The following is a 23,689-nucleotide window of genomic DNA, read 5'->3' on the forward strand; positions in this document are numbered from 1 at the left end:
AATGAAGATATAATTTCCGCAATTATCCATACAGATCAGCGAAATTACAACTGCCGTGACGCTGCAACCAAGGAACACGACATGGCACAGAGCAGATTCACGGGCAAAACGATCCTCATTACGGGGGCGGGAACTGGCATGGGGCGGGCCGCCGCTCTTCGATTAGTCGAAGAGGGTGGCCAAGTCGCTCTCGTCGGACGCCGGCCTGAGCCTATCAGTCAATTGCAGTCGGAGATCGAGACCGCCGGCGGCACGGCGATCGCGATTGCCTGCGATATCGCCGACAACAAGGCGGTTGCCGCGGCTTTGCAGACGACGATAACCCGCTTCGGAAAACTGGACGCCCTGTTCGCCAACGCCGGCGTATTGGGCGAGTTCAAGCCTTTGGCCGTCACGGAAGCGGATGAATTCGACGCTCTGATCGCTACCAACCTGCGCGGCACCTTCTTCACCATCAAGCAATGCCTGCCGTTTCTGGCAGATGGCAGCATTCTCATCAACGCCTCATGGACGGCTGGTGGAGTGATGCCCGGCGCCGGAGCCTATGCCGGCACGAAGGGCGCCCTACAGGCAATGATGCGCACGCTTGCGGTGGAGCAAGGCCCACGGAACATCCGCGTCAACGCCATAAATCCGGGCATCATCCTGACGCCGATGGCCGATGATGTCATAGACCCTGTCTTCGCCGCGCGCCTCGCCAGCCACACCCCCCTTCGCCGCAACGGCAGATCGGAAGACGTTGCGGGCACCGTGGCCTGGTTGCTTTCGGACGACGCCAGTTTTGTTACCGGGCAGGAGATCGCCGTCGACGGCGGCTTCACAATAGGCGGCATACGGCTTTAGTCCGATTCAATCGTATCCGTCAGTGAACTGACCGCAAGCATCTCGCCAGGCTCGGCCAGACGCGGCCACACAAACCGTCCGTGATCGATGCGCTTGGTGAACAGGCACAGCTCCGTTCCGTCCCAGAACAGGATCTTCAGAAGCGAGGCATTCTTGCCGCGGAAGACGAACAAATGACCCGAGAACGGCTCCTTCTTGAGCTGTTCCTGGATCAAGTAGCGAGACCATCGAGACCTGTGCGCATGTCGGTGTAGGCAAGCGCCAGATGCACTTTCACGCCCGCTGGAAATGACAATCATGATGCCTTCTCCTTGCCGGCGAGCTGCCGCTTCACCGCAGCCGCGGTCGCGCCCGCCGGTGCAAACACGCGCCGCCCATCATCCAGTCCCATCGCCACCATGCCGTCCGGTGGCCGCACGAGATCGCGCAAGGCGGCCAGCGCCGACGGCTCGTCTTCGCCTTCATCGGCGAGCTCGACCGTCGCCAGTTCTAGCGCCTTACGAGCGGTCAGGCCGAACTCTTCCCGCCAGCGGAAGGCCATGCTGGTGGCAATGCCATGGCGGCGGAAAACCTATGCCACGGCGACGCCGGGCTTCTCCGTCTCCTTCACGATTGCCCGCTTCTGCTGGTCGCTGAACCGGCGCCGGTTCGATCGCCCACCCACCGCCTCCGGTGTCAAGCGGTATTGGCGCCGCGCGCAATTAGCAGCGCTGCTTAATTGGGCTCGTGCACTCGGATGAAGCAGCGATCGCCAGTCCATTTCATCGCCGGATTCTTCCAGGCGATCGCGCCAGATCCGCAGCGCATGTCGCGAAAGCCCGAGCGCCGCCGCGTACTCGGCATACCCCATGCCGCTCCAGTTCATCGCCTCGACATGCATGCTCCAAAACGCCCGAAGGGCGATCGGGCCGCTGTCCGTGCGCTTGCCATAGCGGTAGCGCGGCCGCCTTTGGGGGCGCTTCGGCTGCTGCGCCTTGAGCTGACGTCCGGCTTTCTTCCAGCGCAAATTGCGCAGCTTTTCCGCACGTTTGCGCAGGTCTTCGCTGTTCACCAGATGGCGCATCCACAGCTCGAACGTCGTGATCGAAAGATCGCGCTGGCGACCGTATTCCAGCGCATCCTGATTGCTGCGGTACCAACTCGCAACGTGCGACGACCAGTAAGGACTGTTGGCCTTGGCCCAGGAGCGGCGAGGCGCCATCGGAGATCCTCCACATGACGAAGCAACCCGACATGACGCGAGATTGCACCAGCCAAATATGTGCAGGGACCGGACACTTACGCACAACCAATTACGACGGCAAGATAAAGCGAGCTGGCGCTCGCCCTCGCTTCGCTCGTAAGTCTCTGTCTGCACATTGTTTTTTCGGGCCCAGGCCGACATCAGGCGGAATGACGTAAGGTGCGTGGCTCACGGCTGGTCCGCTATCGCATTGATCTGCAAAACAAAACTGTGGTGCCGCAGCGATGTGCGATCCGCTGATCTACGCTACAGCAAGTCTTTGCGCGCCGTAGCACGCTCGGTGCTCCAGACACCTTGAAGCACCAAATCCGACTCCCGATGCTGTCGTCATGGCAGATCGTGACAGCGACAGGTTCCAGGTTCGCACCGGCCGGACGCGGGATGGCGGCGCGCCGGTCAATTCGCGCACGCTGCCCTTCGTGCGCCAGGTCGAGATCGCTGTCCGCAAGCAAGGCGGCAATCCCTATCGCATCGGCGCAAGCAGCGGCGCCGGGAAGGGGAGTGGCCGCTTCAACGCCCGCGGCCGCGGCGGCAAGCTGGCCGCAGGGTTGCCAAAGGCCAGCGGCGGGTGGAAACAGGAATCCAATGGCGTCCGCTTTCGCTCTCGCCGCGTCGTGGTGAAGGCGCGTGTCGTCAAGCTGCCGGGGCGAGGCAAGGGGACCGGGCGCGGCCAAAAGTTCGTGACAACCAGCAAGGCCGTCGATGCGCATCTGCGCTATCTCCAGCGCGACGGCGTGACCAGGGATGGCGAGAAGGGCAGGGTGTACTCGGCCTTCGAGGACGAGGCCGACGGCAAAGCCTTTGTCGAGCGCGGGCGCGGTGACCGGCATCAGTTCCGCTTCATCGTCGCGCCGGAGGATGCCGCCGAGATGGAAGATCTGCGCTCCTTCACCCGCGATCTCATGCGGCAGATGGAAGCCGACCTTGACACCCGCCTCGACTGGATTGCCGTCGACCACCACAACACCGGTCATCCGCACACCCATGTGCTGCTGCGCGGCATCACCGATGACGGCAAGATCCTGAACATCGCCGGCGACTACATCGCCCATGGCATCCGCCATCGGGCAAGCGAACTGGTGGAACGGGAACTCGGGCTGCAAAGCGAGATCGAAGTCGCGCGCAAGCTGGCCAACGAGGTCGGGGCCGAACGGCTGACCCGGCTCGACCGCATACTGATCGCCGAACAGCAGGAGCACGATCTTGTCGATCTCCGTCCCAACGCCAGCGACAGCTACACCATTTCCAGCAACCGCTACCTGCTGATCGATCGGGCGAAGAGGTTGCAACACTTCGGCCTGGCAAGCGAGATCGAGCCCGGCCGGTGGGTGATCTCTGACCGAGCCGAAAGCACCTTGCAGGCGCTTGGCGAGCGCAAGGACATTATCAAGACCATGCACCGAGCGCTGGAAGAGCACGGCCTCGCCGATGAGCGGGGCCCGGCGCAATATGTCATGCACCGCCAGACCATCACCGAGCCGGTCGTCGGCCGTGTGCTCGCCAAGGGGCTTACCGGCGACGAGATGAGCGACCGGCTGTCGCTTGTCATCGATGGCGTGGACGGGCGCACGCACTATGTCGAGACGGTGGATGCGGCAAAGCTCGACGACATTCAGCGCTGCCATATCGTGACGCTCGATCCAATCCTGCCGAAGGGGGAGCCGCGTGCGGCCGACCGCAACATCGGCGTCGTAGCCGGCGAGGATGGCATCTATCGACCAAGCCAACACCTGGAGGCGATCCGCGAAACGTTTTTGGAAGAGGGCAAGGACCCGGACGCCTTCGTTCGTTTCCATGTCCGCCGTCTCGAAGCGCTGCGCCGGGCCGGCCATGTCGAACGCATCGACGACGACCACTGGCGCGTTCCAAATGACCTGTCCGAGCGCGGCATCGCTTACGATGGCCACAACCGCGGCAAGGACTTCTCCGTCCGCCTGCTCTCGACGCTCGATCTTGACGCGCAGATCGGCAGCGACGGCGCCACCTGGCTCGACCGGGAGCTTACGGCCAGAACCCCGGTGCCGCTGGTGAGGTCAGGCTTTGGTCTCGACGTCGACAACGCTCTCGACAGACGGGCCGCCCAGCTTGTCGGGATGGGTCATGCCGAACGCGATGCGACCAGCGGCACGATCACCTTCTCGCGCGACCTTGTTGCCACGCTGGAGCGTCAGGAGGTGGCGCGCGTCGGCAAAGAAATGGCCGCTGCGCGCGGCCTCACCTTCGTGCCCGTCCAGCCCGGCAATTATGTCGGCGGCACGCTGCTTGGCTCGGTCGGTCTTGCCAGCGGGCGCTTCGCCATGCTGGACGATGGTCTCGGCTTCCGGCTCGTGCCCTGGCAGCCGATGCTGGAAGGGCGCATCGGCCAGCACATCACGGGAGTGATGCAAGACAGAGGCGGCATCGACTGGAGCTTCGGCAGAAAGCGCGGCGTTGGGATCGGGATGTGAGATGGGTCTGGACAACGCAGCAAATGAACTGTGACTTCCTCAACGAGTGAGAGCGCTAGTTCAGGCCTCGCGCGATGAGCCGTGTCTGACCGCATGTGGACGATAGGAGCGAACGCCGGGTCACTCAGGGCTTTGGCGAGCTTCGATAAGTCTCACTCCAGGTCCGCTACCGTTCTCGAGCATGAATTCTGTTCCGGCATCGGTCAATGCCTTGAGAATTTTCGCTGCGGTTCCAGGGCGCCCCCCGAGTGGGCCGTCTTCGGCCTCCAGACGAGCTATGGTTGGCTCAGACACCGAAGAGTGGCGTGCCAGGTCCGCCTGGGACCACCCAAGCAACGCGCGCGCCGCTTTGATTTGGCGCGTACTAACCGTTTGCCGCAGTTTTGATAGATTTTCTATTGACATTCGGCGTGCCCAATTGATATTTTTTCTATCAATGCCTGATCTCGTAGCGTGCGTATCAACCAGCGCCGCGGGACGGAATTGGCCGCGGCAGGCGTTGGTGCACTTTAGCCCCAACACTGCTCTAGCGTGCAAAAAATAGCTGGACAGGATGTCCGCACATCCCATCCAGCTGACCACAACCGAAGCTTCTGAGGAGCTCGGATCATGGGTGATTCCGAGAATACCACGACTCTGCCTTTCGTCACTCGCCGACAAGTGCTTGCCGGAACCATCGCGGCTACCACCGCGTGGCAACTCGAAGGTAACGCGTCCGCAGGCGACGCCGGAAGAACGAATGCGCCTTCTGACCCAGCGCTGGCGCTTTGGCGGGAATGGGAGAAAACCCACAAGCTGACCGAGCGGCTTTGTCGCAGGCAACAGCGACTGGAGACGAGACTTGTCGAGAGCGTCGGCTTTCCTTGCGCAACCGTGTGCCTGCCTGAGGGTGAGGATGTGACGGTCCACTCGATCGAGGCGCTCAATGAAGTGCTCGGCAAGCGCCCGGACACAGCGGATCTCCGGGAAAAGGCCGAAGCTGACCTCGTGGCGCATAAGGCACGCTGGGACACGGCTGCGGAGGAGGACGGCTATGCTGCGGCCCTTCGAGCTGAGCGCGAGGCTGCCAACCGGGCGCAGGATCTGATGCAAGCGCTCTCAATGACGCCTGCCACGACTGTCGCCGGCGTGGCGGGTAAGCTCGATGCCGTGTTGCGCGAGGGTGAGGCCTGGGTGGAATGCTCCGAGTTTCCCTGGCCGCAAATCCGTTCGGCGCTCAGCGATCTGGTACGGATCGCCCAGCAGACGACGGACGACAAACCGCCCGCACCTGGCGGGCTGGCACCCGTCTCCGCGAGAAACGGCTTAAGAGCCGGTTGGCCTCGTAACGGCGGCTTGCTTGACTGAGATACGCGGCCGATCTCTTCCGGTCGAGTGGCTGCGCGGAAATAAGCCACCCATTTTCATGACTTACGTCGTGGCAGGCCATTTTGTTTTGGGACGCAATTCTCGGGGAGCGGCTGTCTTTTGCAGAATTGGGGATCGGTGAAATCCAACTCTTCGACTGAGCCGGTAATCAAGCCCCAACTGCGCTGCCGATCGATCGGGACTTCATAAAAGTCGTCGCCGCCATGCTTGAAAGCCTCATCCTCCAGCGCGACGGCTACGCCCATTTCCCGGAGATATTGCTTCTTCTCCAGGTGAGCATTGGCTAGAACCTTGGCAACCCTCTTGGCGGATTTTATTTGAGTGAAGGTCCTGTCGCCATTTGAGTACAGGACGGCTTGTCCCTTGTGGACCGCGATAAAGTTGCGGTCGCTGTTGAGCCTTTTGACGCCACCAGCAAGGAACAAGGGGCAGGCAGACAGGCAGTTGGCTTCTTCGAATCGACCTTGGCCGTCAATCTCTGGCATCGTGCGACAGACCGAGGCTTTGTCTTTGCAAACTACGGGTGAAGTCCCAATAGCGATTGTCAGCTTGTTCTTTCTGGCGATCCTGCCGAGTTCCTGGGCGGACTGACGGTCACCACCATTCGATGCCAAGACGATGGGCAGGTGAACTGCGCCGAGGCTCTTCAGCAGCTTGCGCAAAGCCGATGGGGACGAGGTTTCAATCGAACCTGCAGCGTAGATCCACGCAGGGCAGGTTGGTTCACATGCGGGGTCCGAGTTCCGGATCACCTGGAAGGTCATGACAGTATCCGGGGCCCATGCCAGTGCCGGCATCGTCGGCAGTGCTGCAAAAAAGGCCACAGTCAAGAGCACAGCACGGCAGAGAGATCGAAAGAAAAGCAAAGCCGCCCCCCGGAAGCATTGTTAGAGAGCAATGAGGTGAACGCTGCGCGATGGTTTTGTCAACTCGGTCGATTCATCGGTCGCTCGCGCGCCGTCTTTCCGAGCCAAAGGAAGCTGTGATTGCGGCGGCATATATGCCGGTGCTGACATTTGTGTCGCCCGCCTCGACCCGTTGCAGGGTCGAGCGCGAGGTAAAGGCGCGCTCGCCACCAGCGCCATTGGGAGCCGCCGCCGGGCATCGTGGATATTCGCTCCCAGCCTGCGCAGGACGCGTCTGACCGCGGCCGGAGGATTGTTGGGAGTGGGCATTTGACACCTTTGCACTACGGATTACGCCTTGAGACTCTTGAGATGGACATTCTCGCAAACGGCTACCGATCCGCGCGTTGTCGATCCTCCGCAGAGCGCAGGCTGCGACCAGGAGCCACCATTCCGGATACCTCGGCCGCCTCCTTCACCTTGCGCTCCCGCTCCTGCGGCGGCACCCACCGATCTTCAGTGCGAAGCCCCCTATTCTCGGCCACGCTTATATGCGGATAGGCCGCATAGGACTGGAACACCATGGCCAGCCCACGCGCGGACGGGTCGATGTCGTTGGCGCGCACGCCGTCGATCATGAGGGTCGCCTGCGCTGATTCTTTCCAGCCCGGCGATCATTCGCGGCAGCGTGGACTTGCCTCAGCCGGACGGGTCGACGAAGACGATGAATTCGCGGTCCTCGACGTCGAGGTCGATAACCCTTGATGATCTCGGCGGCTCCATAGGATTTGCGCGCGCCGCGCAGCTTGAGCTCAGCCTTGGCTTGCCTCCCTGGCGCCGGTTGTCGTCTCCTCGTTCTGCACCATCGCCAGCGCCGTGCCGGGCTCGCCCTCCCATAGGATCAGGCTCGCCGCGCCGACCAGGCCCGCCCGGTCGCCAAGTTCGGCCGGAACGATCGGCACGTCGCGATAGGCTTGCATGGCGCGGTGCTCGACGGTCGCCCTGATGGTCGGTGCCAGGAGGTCGAAGCCGTTGGAAAGGCCGCCGCCCATGACGATCAGGTCGGGCGAGTAGAGATGCAGGAGGTTGGTGAAGCCGATGCCCAGCCACCGCGCCTCGGCCTCGACCAGTGGGCGAGCCGCTACATCACCCGCCCGCGCGGCCTCGACGACGTGTCGCGCCGAGACGTCGCCATTGTTGGACAGCCGCCGGAGCAGCGAGCCGTCGCCCGGCGCGGTCAGCCGTGTCGCCCGGCGTCCGAGCGCCGTACCGGAGGCGACCGCCTCGAAGCAGCCGACGGCGCCGCAGAAGCAGCGGTCGCCTTCGCCGGTGATGGTCATGTGGCCGATCTCGGCCGCCAGCCCGCGCCTGCCGTGATAGATGTGGCCGTCGGCGATGACGCCGCCGCCAATGCCGGTCGACACGGTCACGAATACCAGCGATCCGGTGCCGCGGCCGGCGCCGAAGCGCCATTCGCCGAGGGCCGCCGCATTGGCGTCGTTCTCCAGCCGCACCGGCAGGCCGAACTGCCGGCTGAGGATGTCGATCAGCGGCACATTGTGCCAGCCGGCCAGTGTCGGCGGCCCGATGACGATGCCCGCCTTGGGGTCGAGCGGGCCGGGCGCACACATGCCGATACCGATGACTTTCGCTTGTGGGTGCTCCTTGAGCAACATGTCCGCCAGTGTGATGATTTGGCCGATCACCGCCTCCGATCCTGCGCCGGCAAGCGTCGGCGCCGAGACGCGGGCGACGACGTCGCCACCGCGCTCGACCAGCGCGCCGCGCAGCTCCGTGCCGCCGAGATCGAAGGCAAGCGCAAGCGTGCTCATCAGGCGGCTGCTTTCAGCCCGTGCAGCCAGGCGATGCGTTGCGCAAGGTCAGGGTCACCGAAGGCGAGCGAGCCCAGCACCACGGTGTCGGCGCCGGCGGCGCGCAGCAGCGGCACCGTCTCATGGCGGATGCCGCCATCGGCGGCGAGCGCGATGTCGGCCTCGCGGCCGGCTTTCCTGATCAGCGCGCGCGCCTCGATGAGACGCGGGCAGGCCTGCTCGGACAGGCTCTGGCCCTTGACGCCGATCAAGGTGCCGAGAAGCGTGACGAAGGCGACCTCGGGCAGGAAAGGCACGATTGCCGCGACCGGTGTCTCCAGCCTGAGCACGACGCCGGCCTCGGCGCCGAGCTCATGCGCCAGCTTGACGGCGCGCAAGCCCGCCTCGCCATTCTCGGCATGGATGGTGATGAGGTCGGCGCCGGCCTCGATGAACTGCCGCGTCTGCGCCTCGACGATTTCGGCCTCGACCATCAGATGCACATGGATCGGCTTCGCCGTCAGCTTGGCGATGCGCGCCACCATATCCGGGAAGAACAGCAAGCCGGGGGTGAAGCGGGCGTCGGCGACGTCGACGTGATGCAGATCGGCATGGGCCTCGATGCGCTTCAGGTCGCGCTCCATATTGGCGAGATCGGCCGACCACAGCGAGAATTCGCCGAGCAGCCGGTTGCGCGGCAGAGCGGCTATCGCGGCGGGGCCTGAGAGAGATTTGCTGGTCATGACGGAATGAGGCTCCGGACGTTCGAGTGGGCGTGAAGGAAGGCCGAGATCTCGGCGTGTAATTCGGTGAAATGCCTGGCGCTGTCGAGCGCCTTGGGGGTGATCTCGGCGAAGATCGCATTGGGGATGACTGCGGCGAGCGTATAGGCGGCCGACAGCGGGTGGACCGCGTCGCTGGCGTTGCCAATGGCCAGCGTCGGGATGCGCAGGGCGGCGGCGTCGCGCTCGGAAATCCCGGGCCCGTCGGCGGCGATGTTGGCGAGCACCTGCGCAAAGGCGTGGGCGTCCGGCCGGTCGAAATAGCCGAACAGCGAGGACAGGTTGTCGGGCGCCTCGTGGCAAAGCCGCGTCGCCGTCTCGGATTGCGCGAAGATACTCCGCGCGCTCTCGGCGCCACGGTCGAGGATGAGTTCGGCGACCTCGGTTATAGGCTGCATGTTCACCGGTGCTGCCGTGAACGTCCACGCCGGCCGCACCAGCACCAGCGCGGCGACGCGGTCGGGATGGCGGTAGGCGAGGCGGAGCGCGATCGCGGCACCCATCGAGACGCCGCCGGCAACGAAGCGGTCGAGGCCGGCCTGGTCGGCGGCCGCGAGCACATCGTCGGCGAACATCTCGAACGAAAATGGCCGGCGCTCGCCAAGGCCGGAGCCGCCATGGCCGCGGCATTCAAGCGTGATGCGACGAAAGCCTGTGGGGAAGGTCTGCGCAACCTGCGCCTCGCCGCCACCCAGCCCGTGCTGAAAGACGACCGCCAGCCCGTCGCCCGTATCGGAAACCCGAAGCGCGGCGCCTTCGCGGAGCAGGATCGTCGGGCGCGCCATCACAGCAGCCCCTTGAGGAAACGGGCGACGCCGGGCGCTTCCTCGGCCGAAAGCCCATGCGTCACCAACGGCCCGTCGAAACCTGTCGCCTTCAGCCGGGCGATGAAGTCGGCGAAGTCGACGACGCCTTGCCCGGCGGTGGCAAAGCGGCCGTCGGCGAAACGGTCCTTGGCATGGGCCATGACGACATGGCTTGCCGTGCGCTCGACTGCAGCCGCAACCATGGCGCGCGCCTGCGCGGCATCCGCCTGTTCGAACAGGTTTGCCGGATCGAGCACGATGCGCAGCCGCTTCGAACCCATCTCGGCGATGAGCCGCATCGCGTCAGGGGCGGAGGTGACGATGTTGGCCTGTTCGGGCTCGATCCCAAGATCGACACCGTGACGCTCGGCGAGTTCGAGCGCCTTTTCCATCTCGACCGCCATGTCGGTCCATGCCGAGGGATCGGCATTGTCAGGATGGTGCGTCCATTGGTCGTCACGATTGCGCGTTCCGGTGCAGAGCGTGACGAGCGGCGTGGAAAGCCTTGCGGCGGCTTCGATCACCACCGCCAGCCGACGCAAGCCATCGTCGCGTACCTGCTTGTCTGGATGCGCCATGTTGTAGGTGCCGGACAGCGCCACGAGACCGACGCCGGAGCTGTCGACTGCGGCATCGATTGCCTGGATCGCCGCTGCGGGAACATCATCCGGCATCGACGGCAGGCCGGCGCATGCGAGATTGAATTGGGTGACCGCAAAGCCCGCGTCATGGACCGACGCCAGCACGCCGGCCGGCTCGCTGCCCGGGAAGGTCTTGGCGAACACCCCGATCTGCATCAGACCGCTCCCGTCACGCTGGCGATCTCGACGCGTTCGCCGCTCTCGACCGAGCGCGCGATCGCCACCATGGCGCGGATCGAGGCGAGCCCGTCGTCGACATTGGCGCCGCGCATCGGCTTGCCGTCGAGCACCGTCTCAGCGAGGCTTTCGAGCTGGCGGCGGAAGAAATGGCCGTCAGCGCCGAGCGGCTTTCGCGAGGTGGCGTCCTTCTCGTGAAAAATGTCGACTTCACTCGCCCGGAAGTACCAGGGATTGAAGGTCTTCGCGATCACCGAGCCGTTCTCGCCATAGAGCTGAAAACCCTCGTGCCAGTCCATGCGCACGGCGACGGTGAGGTCGAGATGGCCGAGCGCGCCATTGGCGAACTCGGTCTCGACGAACCAGCAATAGGCGCCGAATTTCTCGTTGAGGCGGGCGCGCACGGCGGTGATCTCGCCGCACAGGAAGCGCGCCGTATCGACGAGGTGCGAGCCATGCGCCAGCATGAAATATTGCCTGAGATCGGCCTTCGGATTGCCGGCCGGCTTCCTCGCCAGCTTGCTGGTGATGGGCAGAGGTTGGATCGCGTCGGTGTTGGTGTAGCGATGGGTGGAATCGCAATACCAGGCCTTCAGCCCCAGGATGTCGCCCATCTCGTCGCGGACGAAGTCACGCGCTGCTTCGAGAGCCGGGTCGAAGCGCTTCATGTGGCCGACCTGCAGCACCTTGCCGGAGCGCTTGACCGCGTCGGCAAGCTTCTGGCCTTCCTCGACCGAGACGCCGATCGGCTTTTCGCAGAGAACGTGCTTGCCCGCCTCGAGCGCCTTGATCGACATCGGCACGTGATAGGCGTCTGAGGTGGCGACGATCACCGCTTCCAGCGCAGGGTCGGCGAGCATCGCGTCATAGTCGCCATACATCTTCTGCGGCTCGTAGGTCGCGCCCATACGCGCGAGCAGATCGGGTGCTGCGTCGCAGATCGCGTAGAGATCGGCATTGCTCGCCTTCACGCAGGATTCCAGATGCGCGAATTGCGCGATCGGCCCGCAGCCGAGCACACCGACACGAAGACGACGGTCTTTCTTGCGGATCATTGTCTCAGGCTCCGTAGCCGCGCATGGTCTGGCGGTTGGTCTTGACCGCGCCGGCCGGATCGGCGGCGGCGGTTTCGGATTCCTCCTCCAGCACCAGCCAGCCGTTGAAATTGGGCGCCGCGCAAGTGATCTCTATCACTTTCGCCGTGTCGCAGACGCCCTTGCCGAGCATCGCCCAGGTGCCGCTCGCATCGACATCCTTCAGGTGCACGTAGCGGATGCGTTCGCGATAGGTGGTGAGCGTGTCGGCCATGTCCTTGTGGCCGCGCAAAATGTGGCCCGTGTCCGGCACCCAGCCGACCAGCGAGGCATCGAGCAGCCCGAAGATGCGGTCGTAATCGGCGCGGTCGTAGAGCAGCGTGTTGTGGTGCGAGCTCGGATGCACCGCGACCTGGACGCCGGCCTTGCGGCCGAGTTCACCAGCCTTGTTGTAGACCTCGGCCGCAATGGCGAACTTGTCGTCGCGCGTACCGTCCGACACGACGGTGGCCGAGCCCATGGACACCAGCGCGCCCGGAAAGGCGGCGGCGAAATCGATCCAGCGCTTGGCGGTCTCAAGGTCGGCGCCGATCTTCTCCTTGAGTGTGAAGCCGCTGTCCGAACCGAACGCGAAGGAGACGAGCGTGAGGCCGGATGTCTTCAGCGCCGCAGCGAACTCCGCCGGCTTGCCGGCATAGCGGCCGATCATCGTGTCGGTGATCTCGATGCCGGCATAGCCGCCATCGGCGATCGCTTTGAGCAGGTCGTCGGGGCCGCCGGCAAAACGGTCTCCGAACATTTCCCAGGTGAAGGTCTGGCAGCCGACTTTGAGGTCTTTCACGTTCATCCTTTCATTCCTTTGATTCCATCTGCATAGGCCCTTCGATGATGTGGCGCTGGAAGAACAGCATCAGCACGATCAGCGGGGCTGTGACGACGCCCGTGGCCGCGGCAATATCGGCTGCCAGCAGAGAAGGTCCAATCCGTCGATTTCGATGCGCGGCCTACTCCATCAGTTCTCCGTGGGAGGGACATCCTACTTGACCGAGCCGGCGGTCATACCGGCGAGGAAGAACCTCTGGGCAACGAGGTAGATGAGCAAGAGCGGTAGCGAGCCGAGCACGCTCATCGCCATCATCTGGTTCCATTCGAAGGCGTGCTGCCCCATTAACAGCTGGATGCCGATCGGGACGGTGCGCATGGACGTTGACTTCGTCAGCGTCAGCGCAAACAGAAATTCGTTCCAGCACAACAGGAAGGTGTAGACCGACGTCGCCACGATACCAGGCAGTGAAATCGGGACGATCACCCGCCAGAGTGCGGTCCAGCTGCTGCCGCCGTCGACAGCCACCGCTTCATCGAGATCGCGGGGCAAGGTGTTCAGATATCCCGTCATCAGCAGGATCGCGTAGGGCAGCGTAAACACCAGGTAAGTCAGGATCAGTGCGACGTAGGTGTCGAAGATGCCATACGAGACGACAAGCCCGAAGAAGGGGATCAAAAGCGTGATCGGCGGGATCGTCTGCGTGCTGATGATGAGTGTGTTGAGGCTGCCCTTGCCGCGGAAATTGAAACGGCTGAAGCCATAGGCCGCCAGCAAGGCGATCAGCACCGTCAGCACGGTCACCGCTCCGGCCACGAAGTAGCTGTTGAAGAAGAAGCGCAGCTTTACCGGGTCGCCAAGGATGGCCGCATACGCTTCCAGCGTGAAGGCCTTCGGCAGGACGGTTGGTGGCAGGGCAAAGATTTCGGTATTCGACTTGAACGAGCTGCTCAGCATCCAGTAGATCGGGAAGGCCGCGAAAAAGAGCCCTGCGGCAAGCGCGACATGCAGCGCGACGGTGATCAGCCGGTCTTTCGGCGTGTGCCTTTTCCTCATGGTGACTACCGAGCCTTTTGATAGCGGATGTAGAACAGCGTCAGGCCGAGGGAGATCAGCAGGATGACCACGGCGCTCGCCGACGCCTGCGACAGATTGTAGCTCGAAAACGCCAGCTTGTACGTGTAGGTGCTGAGGACCTCGGTCGAGTAAATCGGACCGCCGCCCGTCGTTATCCAGATCAATGGAAAGACCTGCATGGTCCAGATGAAATCCAGCAGCGAGATGCTGATGATGATCGGCATCAGCTGCGGGATCGTGATGAAGATCAGTTTCTGGTAGGCCTTCGCCCCGTCGATATCGGCGGCCTCGTAGAAATCCTTGGGAATGCCCTGCAGGCCTGCGAGGAGGCTGACCATGAAAAGCGGATAGCCCGCCCAGATGTTGGCGAAGGTGACGGCGTGCAGCGCGGTCTCGGGCGAGGAAAACCATTCGACCTTGTAACCGATGATGCCGACTTGCATGAGAATGCTATTCACGACACCGTTCGGCTCAAGCAGGAGGCGCCAGATCACGGCGATAATCACTGCGGTGAACAGCCAGGGCAGTATGTAGAGCACGCGCAGGATATTGCGCAGCGTCGGATTGATGCGCTCGCTGTTCAGCATGAGCGCGAAGGCCATGCCGATGGTCATGTGGAAAATGACACTCATGCATGTGAAGTAGAGCGTGTGCCACAGCGAAGCCCAGAACACGGGGTCGTCGAAGATCGCCTGGTAGTGTTTCAGTCCGGCAAAGGACGGGTCACGACGCAGCACCGCGCTGTTCTGGAACGAGTAGGCAATCACCGTCACCATCGGCAGCAACATCAGAAGCCCGATTATGAGCAGCGAGGGCGACAGATAGAGGTAGGGTGCGACCGCTCGTTTCAGCTTGTGGTGGGAGCGCTTTTGCCGGGTCATGTGCCAACCTTGGGATACGCCTTCAGCGAGAAGGTAAGCTTCGGAAACAGGTCCATCTCAAATTTCCGATCCGTTGTTGCCGGGTGGCCTGCCCGAAGTCAGGCCACCCGGTCGAACATAGCAAACGGGAACAGGCCGATCAGAATTTCGCCATCCAGCCCTTCTGAGCGGTGGCTGCAGCTTGTTCCGGAGACTGCTCGCCGGCGAGCATCTTCTGGGCTTGAACGTCGAACTGGGTCATCAGGTCTTCAGCCACCGGCAGGCCCGTGAACTCATTGGCGAGATAACCGGTCTTAAAGATTTCAAAAGCCTTGCCGAAAGCTTTGTCCGAGGTCACGAAATCGGGTTTGGCGTTGACGTTGCCCGGGAAGGCGTTTGCAAGCGACACGAGCTTGGCGTTCACCTTTTCACTCATCAGATATTGGACGAGTTTCCAGGCCTCTTCCTGATGTTTCGAGGCAGCAGAGATGCCGATGCCCCAGGAGGCATAGGGAAGGCCGCGCTTGCCGGTGTAGTTTTCTACGACCGGGACCGGGATGAGGTCGAAGTTCAGCTTGGGGTTGCGTTTGCGGATGAGGTTCACATGCGCGAGCGAGTCGATCATCATCCCGACGCGGTCGTTGACGAATTCCTCGACCTTTTCCTGCTCGGTCTTGGTGGCGATGCCGGGCGAGATGGTGCCGGCGTCGTTGAGTGATTTGACGAAGGTGAGCATATCCACCACCGGCTTGCCCTCGAGAGCGGGCTTGCCGTTCGCCATCATCGACTGACCCGAAGCCCAAACCCAAGACATCATGTCGTTCTGGACGCCGGATGGCGTTTGCAGCGACAGGGGCAACACCCAGCCATACTGGTTCTTTTCGGCGTGCGTCATCTTCTTGGCGGCTTCGAGAAACTCCGCGCGGGTCGACGGCAGCTTGGTCACGCCTGCCTGGGCGGCGAGGTCCAAATTCACGAAGACCGGATAAACGAAGGAGGCCACGGGAAACATCACCGCCTTGCCGTCCACCTTGATGATGTCCGCGACCTGGCTCTTGTCGAAACCACTCGCATCCATCATCGGATTCATGTCGGCGAGTGCGTTCTGCGCATTCAGATTGTTCACCCAGGCGCCGTCGAGACCGACGACGTCGCTGAGCGTTCCGGTTGCGGCACCCACCGAGATCTGGTCTCGCGTGGTCGCGTAGGGGCCGCTGACCAATGTCACCTTGATTCCGGGGTTTGCGGCCTCGAAGTCATCCATGATTGCCCTGAGCGAGCCAGCCGGCAATTCAGGCTCCCACCATTGGGTGAATTCCAGCGTCGTGTCCGCCATGGCGCTGGTTGCGCCAAGCAACCATGCGGCCGCGGCTATTTTCAGCATCGCGGGTTGCATCCGAAACATCATTTTCTCCTCCTTCTACAAGATCGACCGCACAATGCGGACGATTGTCTGGTTTATTCAGAAGCCTTCTTGCGAGTATCTTTCGCAGGCGCCTCCCTCTCGCCTGCGGTCTGCTGCAGATCTTCAGATCGCTAGATGCGTCTCGGGATCGAAGAAATGGAACTTGGCATCATCCACGGCCAACCGGATTTCCGAGTCGGAGTGGATGGCGCTGGCCGGTTCGAATCTCGCCACCGCGTTCGATGCCAGGCCAAAATCCTCCGCTGCGTCCGGATCGCCGGAGTCCACCCGGACCGCGTCGATGTTCAGGTGGACGATATGTTCAGAGCCGAGCTCTTCGATCGAAGTCACCTTTGCCGGTATCGTCTGATAATTGCGGCCGGATTCGAGGCCGCTGTCATAAAGATCCTCGGGCCGTATGCCGAACACGATCTTGCGCCCCTCATAGGACCTCAGAGCGGGCCTGCCGACGAAAGCTGCATCCTGCAATCGGATGGCGAAGTCGCGAAAACCGAGCTCGCCGCCCTTTAGGGTCGCTTCGAAAAGGTTCATCGACGGAGAACCGATGAAGCCGGCGACGAAGGCATTCACCGGCGACTCATACAGTCTCTTGGGTGTGTCGACCTGCTGCAGCACGCCGCCCTTCAACACCGCGACCCTGTCGCCCATCGTCATCGCTTCGATTTGGTCGTGGGTCACGTATATGGTCGTTACGCCGAGCTGCTTTTGCAGGCTGGTGATTTCGGCGCGCATTTGAACACGCAGTTTCGCATCGAGGTTGGAAAGGGGTTCGTCCATGAGAAAGGCGGCCGGCTCGCGTACCATGGCGCGGCCCATGGCAACCCGTTGGCGCTGTCCGCCTGACAGGTTCGCGGGTTTGCTGTCCAGCAAAGACGTCAGCTGAAGGGTTTTGGCGATCTCGTCCACGCGCTTCTTGCGCTCGGCCTTCGGCTTGCCTGCCAGCCGCATCGAAAAGGCGATGTTTTCGAACACCGTCATATGCGGGTAGAGCGCGTAGCTCTGGAAGACCATCGCGATGTCGCGGTCCTTGGGCGGCATGTCGACGACGTCGACTCCGCCGATCCGAAGGCTGCCGCTTGTGATGTCCTCCAATCCCGCGATCATTCGCAACGCGGTGGATTTGCCGCAGCCGGACGGGCCGACGAGAATCAGGAACTCGCCGTCCTCGACCGATAAGTTCAATTGGTCGATTGCGCGAAAATTGTTCCCGTAAGTTTTGCAGATATTCTCTAGAATGACTTCTGCCATCTTCCTCCCTCCACAAGTATAAGCCAATGAGTCTTATAATTTTGCTCGGCTTATGTTCACCTGCGAAATATTTCGTCGGATAGTTTCAGGCTATGTTCCAGTATCGACGTACGCATTTTTCAGTTCGACTGCTGGCGGCGCGTTCGTCGATGCCAGGAGTTCCGTGACCTGGTCGTCGGTCGGAAGCGCCTCGCGCCCGCCACGCCCCGTTATCGAGAGGGCCGCCGCCGCGGCCGCGAATGCCACCCGGCCTGCGGTGTCGGCTCCGCGCATCAAGGCATGCGCGTAGGCGCCATGAAAGCAGTCACCCGCGCCGGTCGAGTCGACGACCACCACCCGGTGCGGGGGCAGATGCCAGAGACCTGTCTCTTCACGCCCGCGATAGTACACGCCCCTGCCGCCATCGGTCAGAACCACGGCGGACCGCGACGGCGACCACAATGCATCGAGCATCTCGGCGGGCGATCGGCGCCCTGTGGCAGTCCGTGCAAAGCCGAGGGGAAGAATGAGATGGTCGCAGAGCGCGATCAGCCGCTCCGTGGCTGGGCCGCAGCTCCATTCGATATCGCCGAGGATCGCAAGGCCGAGATCGCGAGCGCGAGCCACGACATCCAGCGACCGGATCGCGTAGCTATCGACGATCAGGACAGTCGCGCGGCTGAGGACCTCGTCCGGGAAGTCCGACGCGGTGCCCAGCATCGCGTCGTCGTCATACGCGATGAACCGTTCCCCGTCCGAGCCGACGGTAATGCGCGAGCGCACCGGGCGCGCGTCCGGGTGGCGCGGCGCGAATTCGGTTTCAACACCGCTCGCAACGAGATCGCGCAGCACGGCATCGTCAGCGGCGCTGCCCAACCATCCGACGAACCCGGCGCTTCCGCCGAGCCGCGCGACGGCGGCTAGCGCCGTCGCGACATTTCCCCCGAAAGACCGGGCACTATGCAGAACCTTCCCCTTGCCCGCCGACAACGGCTGATCGACATAGACGATGTCGTCGATCGCAATAGCGCCGAAGCCGAGGATTGAAGGGACGGTGGGCATCGTTCAGGCACCCGCCTTCGCCAGGGCCTCTTGCGCCGCAAGGCCGTCATGGATGACGCCCCGAAAGGCAAGCGCAGCCTTCTCCGGATCGCCATGCCCCCAAAGATTGCGGCCTACCACGGCACCGCGTGCGCCGGCACGGATGGCGTCCGCCGTCTGCTTAAGCGCGCCGAGCAGTGTATCGGTTTTCGGACCACCCGCGATCACAACCGGCACCGGGCAGGTCCGGACGGTCTCTCGGAACGACTCGAAATCGCCCGTGTAGCCGATCTTGATCACGTCGACGCCGGACTCGTAGCCGATGCGCGCCGCATAGGCGATCTCGTCGGGGGTGAAGACGATTCTTGCTCCGTCGGTGAAATCGCGTGGGTAGATATGCGCCACCACAGGCATGCCGTAGCGCGCCGCCGCGTTTACCGAATCGGTGAGCCAGCGTATGTATTTGCCCTCGGTCGCGCCGCGCACCGGAATGGCCACGGCCAACGCATCGGCCCCGGCGCGCACCGCATCCTCGGGCGTTGCGATCAACTCGCTGATGCGATCGTCCGGAGTGAAGCAGCCCGCCTGAATCACCAGGGAAGCCTTGCCCGCATATTGCGGCCAGAGATGGCGCGCGGTGCCAGGCTGGATGCTGACGTAATCGGGTCTGCCCGCCATGACGCGTGCAAGCGCTCCCGGCAGGTCGGCAAGGCCGCCTTTGCGCACGTCACCATAGCCGACGAAGTGGTCGACGGCGCCGCCAAAAAGGTTCCCCGATGGATGCGAGAAGAGGCGCGCAAGACGCACCTTGGTTCCTAGGCTCATGAGTGCAAAATTCCCCAATCGTTTGATTTCAAAATCCTGGACCCAGTGTTTCCGAAAGAAATAAGAAAAACAATCTTTCGAAAGCTTTCGAATTTGCGTATTTTTGCTAAGCTGAGCCGAGGCCAGAGCGGTTGCTTGGCGTAGGGAGGCAAGGGCAGGGCAATGTTGTCGGAGCAGAGACGCCAATCGATCCTGGGTGAGGTGCAACGCAGCGGACAGGTTCGCACGAAGGACCTGTCAGATGGGTTTGGCGTGTCGGAAGTCACGGTGCGCTCCGACCTCGAGATACTGGACCGAAAGGGACTACTGACCAAGACCCGTGGAGGGGCGGTGACCCGTACCACCGATTCGACTACGGCCGCGTTCGCCCGGCGGATGCAAGCGAACCTCGACGCAAAGAAGCGCATCGCCCGGGCGGCGGTAGACCTCTTCGAGGACAACCAATCGGTCATCTTCGACGGCGGCTCGACATTGATGCAGCTTGCCATGCAGTTACCGCCGCTCAGCAATGTCGTGGTCGCGGCCACGGCCATGAATATCGTGCAGCACCTTATGCATCGTCCCGGGCTCGACGTTCATATGATCGGCGGCCGGGTCTATCCCGACACGGTGAGCACACTGATCACCGATGCCGATACGGCTCTCGGCGGCTTGGTAGCGCATCAGGTCTTTGTTGGAGCGCATGCGATAGACTCGTCACTGGATGTGGTCGACGTGAACGAAGACATGGCGCGAACGAAGCGAAACCTCGTTCGCATGGCCCGGCGCGTTGTCCTCCTCGCCGATTCGAGCAAATGGGGCGTCAGCGGGACCTCCAAGGCATTTTCGCTGTCGGCCGTCGATGTGGTGATCACCGACGATGGCCTGCCCGGTCCAATACGCAGCCAGCTTGATAGGATCAGGGCCAAGGTGATCTATGCCTGAACCCGTCTCGGTTCCTACCGCGACGGAAAGATCCAGTGCGCGCATGACTCACGGGATTCGCATCGGCCGTTGGCCGTTTTTCATGTCAGTCATGTTCTCCTCCTCAAGGCTGGCGGCCTCCAATGCTGCGCCAGCGTTTTCACATGCTCTATAAAAATTTACGCGCGTCAAGATTTAAAATGTTATATAGCGGCTTTCGACTATGAACCTTGCCGTAGCCAGGCCATGACCGCGTTAGAGGTACGATCTGAAATGCACAGAAAATCAAAGACAAAGCTCGGCGTCGGCGTCATCGGATGCGGCAACATCTCGATGACCTATTTGCGCAATGCGGCTCTGTTCGGCGGGGTAGAGCTCAGCGCCTGCGCCGACATTTCGGCCGATATGGCTGCGCTGCGCGCCAGGGAGCATGGCATCCGCGCACTCGGCGTCGACGCGCTGCTGGCCGACCCGGACATCGATCTTGTTCTCAATTTGACGATACCGGCGGCGCATTTCGACATTTCGCTTTCGGCGCTTTCGGCGGGAAAGCACGTCTTTACCGAAAAGCCTTTGGCGACATCGGCCGCCGACGGCCGCCGGCTGGTCGAGGAGGCGAGGGCGCGCCGGTTGCAGCTCGGCTCGGCTCCCGACACCTTCCTCGGCGCTGCCGGCCGGCGGGCGCGCCGGCTGATGGATGAGGGTGCGATCGGCCGCGCTGTGACCGGCACCGCCTTCATGATGGGGCGCGGCATGGAGCACTGGCATCCCAATCCGCAATTCTACTATCAGCCAGGCGGCGGCCCGGTCTTCGACATGGGCCCTTACTACCTGACGATGCTGGTCAACCTGCTCGGCCCGGTCGAGCGCGTCATGGCGATGGCGACGCGCGGTCAGGAGGAACGTCTGATATCAGCCGAAGGTCCTTACAAGAACACCAGCTTCAAGGTCGGCACGCCGACCACCATCCTGTCCCTGCTGGAGTTCCGCTCTGGCGCCACCGTCACCTTCGGCGCGTCCTGGGACGTGTTCAAGCACTCCAACCATCCGATCGAACTGCACGGCACCGAAGGCTCGCTGCGATTGCCCGATCCCGACACATTCGGCGGCACAGTTTCGCTCTCGGCGCGCGGCGACGACTGGGCCGATTTCGCCAGCGAGGCCGAACTCTACGGTGCGCGCAACTGGCCCTATGTCGCACCCGACCGCGCCAACTACCGCATGCTAGGCGTCGCCGATCTTGCGCGGGCGCTGGCCGATCGGCGCAAGCCCCGCGCCTCCGGCGATCTGGCGCTGCATGTTCTGGAGATCATGGAGGCGATCCTGGCTTCGGGCGAAAGCCGCGGCTCAATTGCCGTCAATGGGACCGTCGACCAGCCGCCGCTGCTCGGCGAGGACGAGGCGGCAGGTCTGCTTGCCTGATGGGGAGGGAGATCCATGATGACATCGCCTTCAGCGCCGTCCCTGTCCCCACTCGACCCGGAAGCCCGGCATGTGCTCGAGCTCGGCCGGCAGGCCGACGCCTTGCCATTCGAGACCGGTACACCGCAACAGGCACGCTGTGCCTACGAAGAAGGCCTTCCGGACCAGCAGGGTGAGCGCGAGCCGGTGGCTTCGGTCACTGAGCGCGCCATCCTTGGACCCGGCGGTTCGCTGACGCTCAGGATCTATCGCGGGCAGGACGCGCCTGATGCAACTGCCCCGGCGCTGCTTTACCTGCATGGCGGCGGCTGGGTGATCGGCAATCTCGATTCCCATGACGAGATCTGCCGCTGGTTCGCCAATATGGCGGCTTGCGTCGTCGTTTCGCCCGCCTACCGGCTGGCGCCGGAGCACAAATTCCCGGCCGCGGTCGAGGATTGCCGCGCCGTGCTCTCCTTCATACAAGAGGCACCTGGCGATCTCGGCATCGACGCTCTGCGCATTGCCGTTGCCGGCGACAGCGCCGGCGGCAATCTCGCCACGGTGCTTAGTCTTCTCGCGCGGGGCGATCCTATTCCGTTGACCGCGCAGCTGCTGTTCTATCCCAACACTGATGCCGCGCAGACGGCGGACAGCTATCGCCGCTTCGCCGAAGGTTTTGGCCTGACCGCCTCGACCATGGCCTGGTTTCGCGATCACTATGTCCGCTATGCCGCCGACATCGACGACTGGCGCGCCTCGCCACTCAGGGCGGAAAGCCTCGCGGGCGCGGCGCCAGCCTTCGTCGCCATCGCGGGTCACGACATCCTCGCTGATGAAGGCGAGGCCTACGCCGGGCGTCTGCAAGATGACGGTGTGCCGGTCGTGCTGCGGCGTTGGCCAGGCCAGATCCATGGTTTTGTTTCCATGGGCCGCCATGGCACGGCAGCGCGACAGGCCGTTGGCGCTGCGGTCGCCGCATGGCGCGGCTTCGATTCGGCTTTTGGGAAAGATCAGGCCGACTGACGCATCACCAGCGTCGCATCGAGACTGACTTTGGGTGGGATCGCCGTGTCGTCCTCCTCAAGCACCGCCAGCAGCATCTCGACGCTGCGCCCGGCCATCGAGGCGAAGTCCTGCGCCATGGTGGTGAGACCGGGGCAGGTGTAGCGGCTGAGTGGATGATCGTCATGGGCGGCTACCCGCAGGTCGCAATCGCCCTTGCGGCCGATCTTGAGTCCGCGCGCATAGGCGGCGGCCATCACGCCAAAGGCCAAGCGGTCATTGTTGCACAGGATGGTCTTTCCCGCCAGGCCGCCATTGTCGAGCATCGTTTCCGTCTGCTCGTAGCCGATCCGTTCGAAATCCCAAGTGTAGTCCTCGGTGTTGCCGATGACGACCGGCTCATGCCCGAGCCGCTTCATCGAGGCGACATAGCTCTCCAGCCGTTCCGGCGAGTTGTGGTTGACATGCGGGATGTCGAAATAGACCGGGGCGCCGCCGGACCGGCAAAGATAATCGACGATGGTCGAGACGCTCTGTGCGTTGTTGTTGCCGACGAACGGCGTCCCGCCTTCGAGATAGGTGTCGAAATAGACGACCGGGATCGCCTTCGTCAGCTTTTCCAGCGTGCGGTGGTCCGAGCGCACGCCGAGCGGTGCGATCAGCGCGCCGGAGACTTTCAGCGACAGGATCGTTCGCGTTGCCTCCACTTCGAGTTCGCGCGAGCCGTGCGAGGAGATCACGATCGGCCAGTAGCCCTCGTCGCGCAGCCTGAGTTCTATGCGGCTGACCATCTCCGAATAGAAGGGATCGGCCACCGTCGGCACCATGATGCCGATGCTGCGGGTACGCTTGCGGTTGAGGTTGCGCGCGAACAAATTGGGCTGGTAGTCGGACGAGCGCAGCGCTTCCTCGATGCGCTTTCGCGTCGCCGGCTTGACGCTGGTCGGATCGTCGAAATATTTCGACAAGGTCGGCCTGGAGACGCCACAGGAGCGGGCGAAATCCTCCATCGTCTTGTGCTTCATCGCCAGCGATTCCCCGCCTTCCGGAAACCTCGTTCCTTGTGCTGTCCGGCACCTACTTACGGTGCGCCGGCGTGCAACC

At 62.9% G+C, this 23,689-nt stretch carries 25 protein-coding genes and 1 pseudogene; 6 read left to right on the forward strand and 20 right to left on the reverse strand.

Annotated features, from left to right (window positions below):
- Window positions 1–81 precede the first annotated feature (81 nt).
- On the forward strand, window positions 82–843 hold the full coding sequence (locus NKH60_RS24200; RefSeq protein ID WP_352873593.1) for an SDR family NAD(P)-dependent oxidoreductase: 762 nt from the start codon (window positions 82–84) through the stop codon (window positions 841–843).
- On the opposite strand, the gene tnpB is transcribed toward NKH60_RS24200, so the two are convergent.
- From tnpB to NKH60_RS24215, 3 genes are read right to left on the reverse strand one after another with little or no spacing between them, the layout of a single operon-like run.
- Entirely contained in the window at window positions 840–1,142 is a 303-nt protein-coding gene (gene tnpB / locus NKH60_RS24205; protein WP_352873558.1) for an IS66 family insertion sequence element accessory protein TnpB, read from the reverse strand. The two genes, NKH60_RS24200 and tnpB, sit on opposite strands and share 4 nt — an antisense overlap.
- Entirely contained in the window at window positions 1,139–1,384 is a 246-nt protein-coding gene (locus tag NKH60_RS24210) for a hypothetical protein (RefSeq protein ID WP_352873560.1), read from the reverse strand. The genes tnpB and NKH60_RS24210 overlap by 4 nt, the downstream gene beginning before the upstream one ends.
- A gap of 30 nt (window positions 1,385–1,414) precedes the next feature.
- Window positions 1,415–2,044 carry a hypothetical protein gene (locus NKH60_RS24215; protein WP_352873562.1) on the reverse strand — a complete coding sequence of 210 codons (630 nt, stop codon included), beginning with the start codon at window positions 2,042–2,044 and terminating at the stop codon, window positions 1,415–1,417.
- Between the two features lie 371 nt (window positions 2,045–2,415).
- On the opposite strand from NKH60_RS24215, the gene NKH60_RS24220 reads away from it, so the two are divergent.
- Window positions 2,416–4,533 carry a DUF3363 domain-containing protein gene (locus NKH60_RS24220; RefSeq protein WP_352873564.1) on the forward strand — a complete coding sequence of 706 codons (2,118 nt, stop codon included), beginning with the start codon at window positions 2,416–2,418 and terminating at the stop codon, window positions 4,531–4,533.
- A 120-nt stretch (window positions 4,534–4,653) separates the two neighbouring features.
- On the opposite strand, the gene NKH60_RS24225 is transcribed toward NKH60_RS24220, so the two are convergent.
- Entirely contained in the window at window positions 4,654–5,103 is a 450-nt protein-coding gene (locus NKH60_RS24225; protein ID WP_352873595.1) for a helix-turn-helix domain-containing protein, read from the reverse strand.
- A gap of 39 nt (window positions 5,104–5,142) precedes the next feature.
- Here NKH60_RS24225 and NKH60_RS24230 point away from each other — a divergent pair, with 39 nt between their 5' ends.
- Window positions 5,143–5,880, forward strand: a complete 738-nt coding sequence (locus NKH60_RS24230) for a hypothetical protein (RefSeq protein WP_352873566.1) — start codon at window positions 5,143–5,145, stop codon at window positions 5,878–5,880.
- 56 nt (window positions 5,881–5,936) lie between these two features.
- Here the strand turns inward: NKH60_RS24230 and NKH60_RS24235 are convergent, their stop codons facing one another.
- From NKH60_RS24235 to NKH60_RS24305, 15 genes and pseudogenes are all read right to left on the reverse strand, one after another.
- Complete coding sequence (locus tag NKH60_RS24235) at window positions 5,937–6,665, reverse strand: hypothetical protein (protein WP_352616336.1); 729 nt, start codon at window positions 6,663–6,665, stop codon at window positions 5,937–5,939.
- 214 nt (window positions 6,666–6,879) lie between these two features.
- A pseudogene (locus NKH60_RS24240) lies at window positions 6,880–7,076 on the reverse strand (hypothetical protein); the annotation flags it as partial.
- Between the two features lie 62 nt (window positions 7,077–7,138).
- Entirely contained in the window at window positions 7,139–7,384 is a 246-nt protein-coding gene (locus NKH60_RS35180; RefSeq protein WP_502907768.1) for a hypothetical protein, read from the reverse strand.
- Between the two features lie 174 nt (window positions 7,385–7,558).
- Window positions 7,559–8,578, reverse strand: a complete 1,020-nt coding sequence (locus tag NKH60_RS24250) for an ROK family protein (protein ID WP_352873568.1) — start codon at window positions 8,576–8,578, stop codon at window positions 7,559–7,561.
- The gene (locus NKH60_RS24255) at window positions 8,578–9,300 is read right to left on the reverse strand and encodes a ribulose-phosphate 3-epimerase (protein WP_352873570.1); all 723 of its coding nucleotides are present in this window, start codon (window positions 9,298–9,300) and stop codon (window positions 8,578–8,580) included. The genes NKH60_RS24250 and NKH60_RS24255 overlap by 1 nt, the downstream gene beginning before the upstream one ends.
- Window positions 9,297–10,124, reverse strand: coding sequence for an alpha/beta fold hydrolase (locus NKH60_RS24260; protein WP_352873572.1), 828 nt, complete (start codon window positions 10,122–10,124; stop codon window positions 9,297–9,299). The genes NKH60_RS24255 and NKH60_RS24260 overlap by 4 nt, the downstream gene beginning before the upstream one ends.
- Complete coding sequence (locus NKH60_RS24265; RefSeq protein ID WP_352873574.1) at window positions 10,124–10,942, reverse strand: sugar phosphate isomerase/epimerase family protein; 819 nt, start codon at window positions 10,940–10,942, stop codon at window positions 10,124–10,126. The genes NKH60_RS24260 and NKH60_RS24265 overlap by 1 nt, the downstream gene beginning before the upstream one ends.
- Window positions 10,942–12,018, reverse strand: coding sequence for a Gfo/Idh/MocA family protein (locus tag NKH60_RS24270; RefSeq protein WP_352832728.1), 1,077 nt, complete (start codon window positions 12,016–12,018; stop codon window positions 10,942–10,944). Before NKH60_RS24270 ends, NKH60_RS24265 begins: the two co-directional genes overlap by 1 nt.
- A gap of 4 nt (window positions 12,019–12,022) precedes the next feature.
- Window positions 12,023–12,844, reverse strand: a complete 822-nt coding sequence (locus NKH60_RS24275; protein ID WP_352873576.1) for a sugar phosphate isomerase/epimerase family protein — start codon at window positions 12,842–12,844, stop codon at window positions 12,023–12,025.
- 189 nt (window positions 12,845–13,033) lie between these two features.
- Window positions 13,034–13,876, reverse strand: a complete 843-nt coding sequence (locus NKH60_RS24280) for a carbohydrate ABC transporter permease (RefSeq protein ID WP_192254565.1) — start codon at window positions 13,874–13,876, stop codon at window positions 13,034–13,036.
- Between the two features lie 5 nt (window positions 13,877–13,881).
- The gene (locus tag NKH60_RS24285; RefSeq protein WP_352873578.1) at window positions 13,882–14,778 is read right to left on the reverse strand and encodes a carbohydrate ABC transporter permease; all 897 of its coding nucleotides are present in this window, start codon (window positions 14,776–14,778) and stop codon (window positions 13,882–13,884) included.
- A gap of 139 nt (window positions 14,779–14,917) precedes the next feature.
- Window positions 14,918–16,165 (reverse strand): ABC transporter substrate-binding protein, encoded by a 1,248-nt coding sequence (locus tag NKH60_RS24290; RefSeq protein WP_352819266.1) that lies wholly within the window; start codon window positions 16,163–16,165, stop codon window positions 14,918–14,920.
- A gap of 120 nt (window positions 16,166–16,285) precedes the next feature.
- The gene (locus tag NKH60_RS24295) at window positions 16,286–17,431 is read right to left on the reverse strand and encodes an ABC transporter ATP-binding protein (protein ID WP_352819268.1); all 1,146 of its coding nucleotides are present in this window, start codon (window positions 17,429–17,431) and stop codon (window positions 16,286–16,288) included.
- A 90-nt stretch (window positions 17,432–17,521) separates the two neighbouring features.
- On the reverse strand, window positions 17,522–18,472 hold the full coding sequence (locus tag NKH60_RS24300) for a PfkB family carbohydrate kinase (protein ID WP_352819270.1): 951 nt from the start codon (window positions 18,470–18,472) through the stop codon (window positions 17,522–17,524).
- 3 nt (window positions 18,473–18,475) lie between these two features.
- On the reverse strand, window positions 18,476–19,276 hold the full coding sequence (locus NKH60_RS24305) for a beta/alpha barrel domain-containing protein (protein ID WP_352873597.1): 801 nt from the start codon (window positions 19,274–19,276) through the stop codon (window positions 18,476–18,478).
- Between the two features lie 162 nt (window positions 19,277–19,438).
- Between NKH60_RS24305 and NKH60_RS24310 the strand changes: the two genes are divergently transcribed.
- The 3 genes from NKH60_RS24310 to NKH60_RS24320 all read left to right on the forward strand — a co-directional run bounded on the left by NKH60_RS24310 (window position 19,439) and on the right by NKH60_RS24320 (window position 22,606).
- Window positions 19,439–20,200: a DeoR/GlpR family DNA-binding transcription regulator gene (locus tag NKH60_RS24310; RefSeq protein WP_352501408.1), complete on the forward strand. Its 762-nt coding sequence runs from the start codon at window positions 19,439–19,441 to the stop codon at window positions 20,198–20,200.
- 252 nt (window positions 20,201–20,452) lie between these two features.
- Window positions 20,453–21,601 (forward strand): Gfo/Idh/MocA family protein, encoded by a 1,149-nt coding sequence (locus tag NKH60_RS24315; RefSeq protein ID WP_352873581.1) that lies wholly within the window; start codon window positions 20,453–20,455, stop codon window positions 21,599–21,601.
- Window positions 21,602–21,619: 18 nt separating this feature from the next.
- Window positions 21,620–22,606: an alpha/beta hydrolase gene (locus NKH60_RS24320; RefSeq protein WP_352819274.1), complete on the forward strand. Its 987-nt coding sequence runs from the start codon at window positions 21,620–21,622 to the stop codon at window positions 22,604–22,606.
- On the opposite strand, the gene NKH60_RS24325 is transcribed toward NKH60_RS24320, so the two are convergent.
- The gene (locus NKH60_RS24325) at window positions 22,594–23,616 is read right to left on the reverse strand and encodes a LacI family DNA-binding transcriptional regulator (RefSeq protein WP_352819297.1); all 1,023 of its coding nucleotides are present in this window, start codon (window positions 23,614–23,616) and stop codon (window positions 22,594–22,596) included. The two genes, NKH60_RS24320 and NKH60_RS24325, sit on opposite strands and share 13 nt — an antisense overlap.
- Window positions 23,617–23,689 lie beyond the last annotated feature (73 nt).

This window comes from Mesorhizobium sp. M1006, assembly GCF_040318825.1.
In the GTDB taxonomy this organism is placed as follows: domain Bacteria; phylum Pseudomonadota; class Alphaproteobacteria; order Rhizobiales; family Rhizobiaceae; genus Mesorhizobium.